Raw genomic sequence first — 6224 nt, forward strand, 5'->3', positions numbered from 1 at the left:
GGGCGGCCGGTTGCGCCGCGGCGGGCGCGGGCGTGCTGCTGCGCGCCGGGGCACCGCCCGCCACGGGCTGCCCGCTGGGGGCTTGCGCCTGCGGGGGCGCCACGGGCGCGGGTGTGGCCGGCGTGGGCGCGCCGCCCGGCTGCGCCGGCCCCAGCACCACATGCAGCACCGGCACCTCGGCCCGCCGCTCCTGCCAGGGGAAGCCGAAACCCGGCAAGCCCATGCCTTGGCCGCCAAAGGTCAGGCTCAGCAGCAGGGCGTGAAAGATCAGGGAGAACGTCAGCGCCAGCGTCATGCGCCGGCGTTCGGGGTCCATGCCCGCCCACGGGCCACGGGCGGTGGTTTCCGTGGCCAGCGACGGTCCCGCCGGCATCGGGCGGGAAGAGGGGGGTGGCGCGGACATGAGGCCGATTGTCGTATCCAAACCGGCCGCCCCGGGGCGACGTATCTCACGCTTCCCCCGCCAGCGACACCGGCGAGCCTCTGCGAACCCGCCCGCCTAGTGGCTGCGAGGCGCCTTCGCCGGCCAGTAATGCCGAACACGATGGAGCTCGGCGGCGCAGGCGTAGATCGCGTTGATGGAGTCGCCCAGCGTCTTGGCCTGCCGCCGCATCTCGGCCTTGAGCGAGCGCCGCATTGCGTCGATCTGCTCGGGCGGGGCGAAGGTGCCCACCACGTCCTCCGCGCTCTGGGGCGCCACGGCGGTGTCCAGCGAAATGCTCGCCTCCAGCGTGGTGGACAGCTGCGCGAGTTGCTCCAAGCTTTGCTCGGCCAGTATGAGGATGTGGGGGGCGAGGGACGCGATGCGCTCGGACTTGTCCGGGCGTTTGGTTTTCGGGGGGCTGTCGGATTTGGATTTAGCCAAGATCGCCCCCGTACATGTGAGAAAAAACGAGCATGGATAAGGTGAATGTCCTCATATGCCTCCGTTGCGAGTGCTGTAAAAGTTGTGATGCCTTCGCAAGGATGGCAAATTTATGTATCAGCATCCACGGAGTTTGCTTCTCAGACGCACGCCTATCACGGCTCTAGAGGAGTTTGGATGGTTTGAGAGTGAGCATGATCCTCACATGGCTATCAAAGGCACAGATTGCAAATTTCAAAAATTGACTACTTTGAATTGACCATTTTGCTTACAAGATCATCCCATCTGCGCCTCCCATCATGCGCATGCGCAATAAAGGCTTGATAGACGGGAGCGCTTTCATGTCCGAAGCCCCAAGCACGAATAATCGCCAAGGTGCCAGGTTTAGTGGCCATGTGTAAATCCAGTGCATCCTCAATAAATCCCGCTTTCCATTGGGAAAGCGCCTTTTCATTTTTTACACCTTGAACTTCCGTTTGCTTTATCTGATTGTAAAGATTGGCGAGATATGTCCATTGCGAAACAAATCGAGCGTAAAAGGCAATATAAACGCCGCCAAACACTCCTGCTGTCCATTTTGTTAACGAAATAATGTCTTTTTGCAACATGTTCATCGAGTAGGTTGACCATTGTTTTTCAGGGTCAAGAGATAGCCAGGCTAAATATGCGATGAGCATTATTTCAATCGTAACTATTGCGGATCTATAGAATACCGCACTACCTCCATTTGGAAGTTTTCCGGAGGTTAGTAAATATTCTGCAGAAAAAAAGCTTGTCATTGGTTTCGATTATGTTGGATCGTCGCAAAGCAAAGCATTGATGGAGTTCACGCATTTTTCAATATTTGCCTTTGTTTCGTCTGAAAAGTCGTTCAGCTTTAAGTTTTCCTTTTCTACTCTAAGAGAGAAGTGAAACGCTATTACTGGTTTGGATCGTCCAGCTTGTTTTAGGTATTCGGTGTTGGACGAGGTTATGTTGATGCTGGCATCATTTAGAACAAATTTTGCAAAATCTGAAGTGGAAAAAATATCTTCTATGCCTGAGCCGCCAGGAAGCTTTATTAGATGCTTTTTTGCGGTCTCATCATCATCTCCAAAATGTTCACGCTTAAGATTTTTGAATACCCCGCGTCCTTGATTGTCGTCATCAACTGCAACTATGTAATCGAGCCCCCAGCCCTTAAACATATTCGCCAAAAGTTCTAATTTGTTTACTCCTGTTGCAGCTATGAAATGTGGCCTGCGCCCTGGATTCGAGAGCCTCCAAAATGTTTGAAGATAATAGTAGCCACTCATTTCTTCAATCAGTACATTATTGTGTTTTTTGATAACTTGATGGTTGGAGAGATCAGTGCCCATCGCCAAAAGTATGGGTGACAGCGTGTCGGTCGACGCGGTGCCCAAGCGATGTGCGTCAATAATGACAGTAGGACTTTCATCCAAATCCCCATCGCGTTGTACTGCATGTACGCGGTACAACTTTGGATACTCAATCATTTGAGGGCTATGAGTGGTATATATGACGGTGGACTTGTCTTTGGCCAATTTGTCCAGCAATTTGAGAACATCACCTTGTGCTTTTGAATGTAAGTTTGCACCGGGTTCATCAAGCAAAAATACTCGCCTGTATTTGGCCTTTTCTGATGCTTTAAGCTGCAAATAAAACGAAACGAACCATCTAACACCCTGGCTGCGTTGCTTGGGGTAAAGTTGTGTATTGCCATCCGATATCCAAAATACCAAATGCGATTTACCGGCTTTGTCTGCAGGAATTGGGCCGTAGCGGTCGATTTCGCATCTCAATTCGAGCTTGCCCTGCTTTCCAATAGTTTGACTCCAAAATGCATTAAAATCTTTGCTGACCTTTGCATTTGCCTTGTTTAGCTTGTTTTCTTGGGTTCTTTTGTCATCTTTCAATAGCTCTTTAAGATCGATGTCTGCTATTGAGAGAAAATTTGATGCGGCCTTTGCTCCAATGCCAGTAGGTGTCCCCTTAGTATCAATGTCTACAGTATTTGGAAGCTGTCCAATCTGTTCATTGAATGGCACCGATGAAGGGATAGCTCTCCAGAAATAGTGTGCAAAATTGGCTGAGGTCAATTGCTTTACACCCTCTTCCTCTTCCTCTTCCTCTTCCTCTTCCTCTTCCTCTTCATTTGAACTCGACAGGGCAACGTCATTTTGTTGAATCTCACCACTGTCTGCTGTTAACTGAGCTTCGTTTGATTGCAACAACGCTGCGAGCGCTAGCTGTTCATGTGTTTCATATGCTTCCTTAAGCATCAGCTCTAATTCCTGGTCATCAAGTTCCCACGTGGTTTTCAGGTCCACGGCAGTTTCGCCAGGATTTTGCTCCCAGCGTACAGTGAATTGCACCTTGTCTTGTCGAGACTGTAGATAGTTTTTTAAAACCGAAATTGCTATTTCATCTATTTCGTCCACATCCGGAATTTCACCCCATGAAATGCAAATTTTAAAGCTAACAGAAGGAAGAGGTGCACTTGTTCTGAAATCATCGGGAGTTGGACTTACATTGGAAAACCCACAATGCAGCGCATCTAATACAGATGATTTTCCACTTTCGTTTTGGCCCACCAAAACAGTGGTTCCATCAGTGGAGAATGGTGTCCAGCCGGATTCAATAATTGAGCGAAAATTCTTGATATTAAACGCCAAAAGCTGCATTTGAACTTCCAAATGTATTTGATTGCTGCGTTGTGACCGCAGGTTGATACCTCTTGCTCACTTGAGCTTACAACTTTTTTTGCTCGCCGAAAACGGTGTAACTACCGATGGAGTTAGTGTTAATGCGAAAATTTTCACGACCTGCTTTGCGGTTATCTAAGGGCGAAATCGTCTGGCTTGCAAGCCTTCTCAGGTAAATGTCTAGCGAATGCGGTGCGGCGAGGTGCTGTAAAGTTCACAGGAACCTCGTCTTAGTGGAAGTGGGAGTGATCCAAGACTCATGGCGCTTCTGAATAGTCGCCACATTTGCAATACTCAGCATTGCGCTCTGCGAAGCGGAGCCTGCCTGCAAGTCTTTGTCTAAGTTCATGCAGAGCACTGAGTTTTAGGGCTATGCGAGGAATGCGTCCAGAGCGTCGCAATCCACATCAGGTCCACTGCCTCAACTGCAGCCTCCTCATTCTCACCATCGCAAGCAAACCGATCATTCGGCGCGGCACGCTGCTGCTGTCACATTGACTAACACACCCTGCGTTACCACACTATCGCCCCGAGCACGCCGTGTTAGCCGGAGCGCGCCCATGGCATCACGTTGATGCTGGCCCCAATCCACACAACACATTGCGGCCGACCGTGATGACTTCGGCATGGTTGAGAGCGGAGTGTGGGCGGCACCACTTCAACCACGTCGCGCGGCGACGAGTCAGCCGGCGCGCGACTGCACCTCTTTGCGCAACCGCTCTTCCTGCTCACGCAGTTCGGGTGTCAGCGCATCGCCAAAATCCTCGGCCGAGAAGATTTGCCGGATCTCGATTTCGGAATCGGTTCGCATGGGGTTGGGGCACTTCTTCACCCATTCGATCGCGTCCTGCAGCGAACTGCAGTTCCAGATCCAGAAGCCGGCGACCAGCTCCTTGGTTTCCGGGAACGGCCCGTCGATCACCCGCCGGTCCTTGCCCGAGAACGCGACCCGGGCGCCTCGAGAACTTGGGTGGAGGCCTTCGCCGGCCTCCATGACGCCGGCCTTGACCAGTTCCTCGTTGAACGCGCCCATCTCGGCGAATTCCTCTTGTGTGGGCATCACGCCGGCTTCGCTGTCTTTCGTTGCTTTCACCATCACCATGAATCGCATCTTGATCTCCTTGGGTTGATCGGGGCGACCATCCGCCCGCCTCGGTACGACGATTCAGGCCGCGCCGTTTCGACAACCTGCCGTCGGCCGAAGCGTCGCCGAACATTTCGCCGGCCTGCGTGAATATGACCCGCGTCACTTTACGCCGCGCGCGGGGTGCCTGAAAATTCCCGCCGGGCTTTTCGGCCGTCCGTACTTTCCATCGAAGAAGAGAGAACCTCATGCTGTCCGCCGCTGCGATCACGCGTCTGTCCCTGTCTGGCCTGCTGGCGCTCGCGCCTTGGGCGGTTGGCGCGCAAGTGGCATCGCAGATAGGGGCGGCGCGGGCGGCGGCTCTGGCTGATCAGCCCGACGATGCGGCCGGCCTGCCACCGATGCCGATGGGCGCGGGGGGCATGGCGCCGATGCCGCGAAACGTGAAGAAGCTGGGCGATGGTGAACTCAGCTGCGCGCAGATTTATGCGGAAACCCAGGTGCTGGAGAAGACCAGCCAGGAGCGGGGGGCCGAGGTCGAGCAGGCGCAGGCGGCCATGATGGCCAGCCAGAACGAGATGATGAAACAGGCCAGCGGCGGCATGGGTGGCGGCGGCGTGGGTTCGTCGGTGGGCAGCAGCCTGCTCAGCCTGATTCCCGGTGGCGGCCAGATCCAGAGCTTCGCCATGCAGGCCGCTGCCGACGCCCGCCGCGCGAGCATGCAGGACAGCGTGGAAAAAATGATGCAGGTGCAGACGCGCCTGGTGAACGCGGAGCAGGCCCGCGAGCTGGCGCAGGCGCGCAGCGAGCACCTGACCGACTTGTTCCTCAAGAAGGGCTGCAAGCTGTCCGAGGTGAAGTCCGCCGGCGCGGCGCCTTAGCCCGCATCACCCCTTACGTCGCGGCAACAGCAGCGCATCCAGCGACCAGCGCCCCGCGCCCCTTCCGAGCAGATAGAGCAGCGGCACGGCCCAGGTCAGGTGGGTGGGCCAGGCGGCTGGGTACACCAGAAACTGGATCACGGCCGTCATGCCCAACAGCGCGGCGGCCGACAGCCGGGTGGCCAAGCCGAGCACGAGCAGGACGGGGAACAGGTGTTCGGCGCTGGTGGCGAGGTAGGCCGCCCACTCCGGGGGAATCAGGGGCAGCGCGTAGTCTTCCCTGAACAGCAGGAAGGTGGTGTCGGTGAGGCTGAACCAGCCTTCGACCTTGGTGCGGCCAGAGAGCCAGAAGATGCCGGCGATGCCGAGGCGGCTGGCCAGGGCGATGAGGTCGTGCGAGATCCAGCGCTCAAGCCAGAGGCGAATGGATTCGGTGGCGTGGGTCGTGCGTGCAAGGGTGTTCATGGTGCAACCGCCGTGAAGGCGCCGTGGGTGATGAGCTGGCCCAGCGTGGCGGCGAGGTCCAGGCCGGGTTCGGCCGCCAGGGCACAGGCGGCAGCGTCGGGGATGGGTTGGCCCTGGGCGCAGGCGTCGAGCAGCGCGCAGGCGCCCAGGCCGATCTCGTGGGCCAGCACCGTGCCCTGGGGCCGTGTGAGCAGCGTGTGCTGGCCCACGAGATCGGCCTGGGC

At 55.9% G+C, this 6224-nt stretch carries 6 protein-coding genes and 2 pseudogenes; 1 reads left to right on the forward strand and 7 read right to left on the reverse strand.

What is annotated here, in order from left to right; genetic code table 11:
- The 5 genes and pseudogenes from AC3WPZ_RS27370 to AC3WPZ_RS27390 all read right to left on the reverse strand — a co-directional run.
- Window positions 1-403, reverse strand: a pseudogene (locus tag AC3WPZ_RS27370) (hypothetical protein); the annotation flags it as partial.
- Between the two features lie 96 nt (window positions 404-499).
- On the reverse strand, window positions 500-865 hold the full coding sequence (locus AC3WPZ_RS27375; protein ID WP_444686241.1) for a hypothetical protein: 366 nt from the start codon (window positions 863-865) through the stop codon (window positions 500-502).
- Window positions 866-1110: 245 nt separating this feature from the next.
- The gene (locus tag AC3WPZ_RS27380) at window positions 1111-1542 is read right to left on the reverse strand and encodes a hypothetical protein (RefSeq protein ID WP_492442499.1); all 432 of its coding nucleotides are present in this window, start codon (window positions 1540-1542) and stop codon (window positions 1111-1113) included.
- 111 nt (window positions 1543-1653) lie between these two features.
- Window positions 1654-3549: an AAA family ATPase gene (locus AC3WPZ_RS27385; RefSeq protein ID WP_492442501.1), complete on the reverse strand. Its 1896-nt coding sequence runs from the start codon at window positions 3547-3549 to the stop codon at window positions 1654-1656.
- Window positions 3550-4252: 703 nt separating this feature from the next.
- Window positions 4253-4681, reverse strand: a complete 429-nt coding sequence (locus AC3WPZ_RS27390; protein ID WP_382158985.1) for a YciI family protein — start codon at window positions 4679-4681, stop codon at window positions 4253-4255.
- A gap of 221 nt (window positions 4682-4902) precedes the next feature.
- Between AC3WPZ_RS27390 and AC3WPZ_RS27395 the strand changes: the two genes are divergently transcribed.
- Window positions 4903-5535, forward strand: a complete 633-nt coding sequence (locus AC3WPZ_RS27395) for a hypothetical protein (protein WP_492442504.1) — start codon at window positions 4903-4905, stop codon at window positions 5533-5535.
- A 6-nt stretch (window positions 5536-5541) separates the two neighbouring features.
- On the opposite strand, the gene AC3WPZ_RS27400 is transcribed toward AC3WPZ_RS27395, so the two are convergent.
- Together AC3WPZ_RS27400 and AC3WPZ_RS27405 are read right to left on the reverse strand one after the other, a co-directional pair.
- A complete protein-coding gene (locus AC3WPZ_RS27400) occupies window positions 5542-6000 on the reverse strand; it encodes a DoxX family protein (protein ID WP_492442506.1) in 459 nt (152 codons plus the stop codon).
- Window positions 5997-6224, reverse strand: a pseudogene (locus tag AC3WPZ_RS27405) (HvfC/BufC N-terminal domain-containing protein); the annotation flags it as partial. The pseudogene AC3WPZ_RS27405 and the gene AC3WPZ_RS27400, both read right to left, overlap by 4 nt.

The sequence above is a fragment of the Hydrogenophaga sp. FW305-3-2-15-A-LB1 genome, from assembly GCF_058787875.1.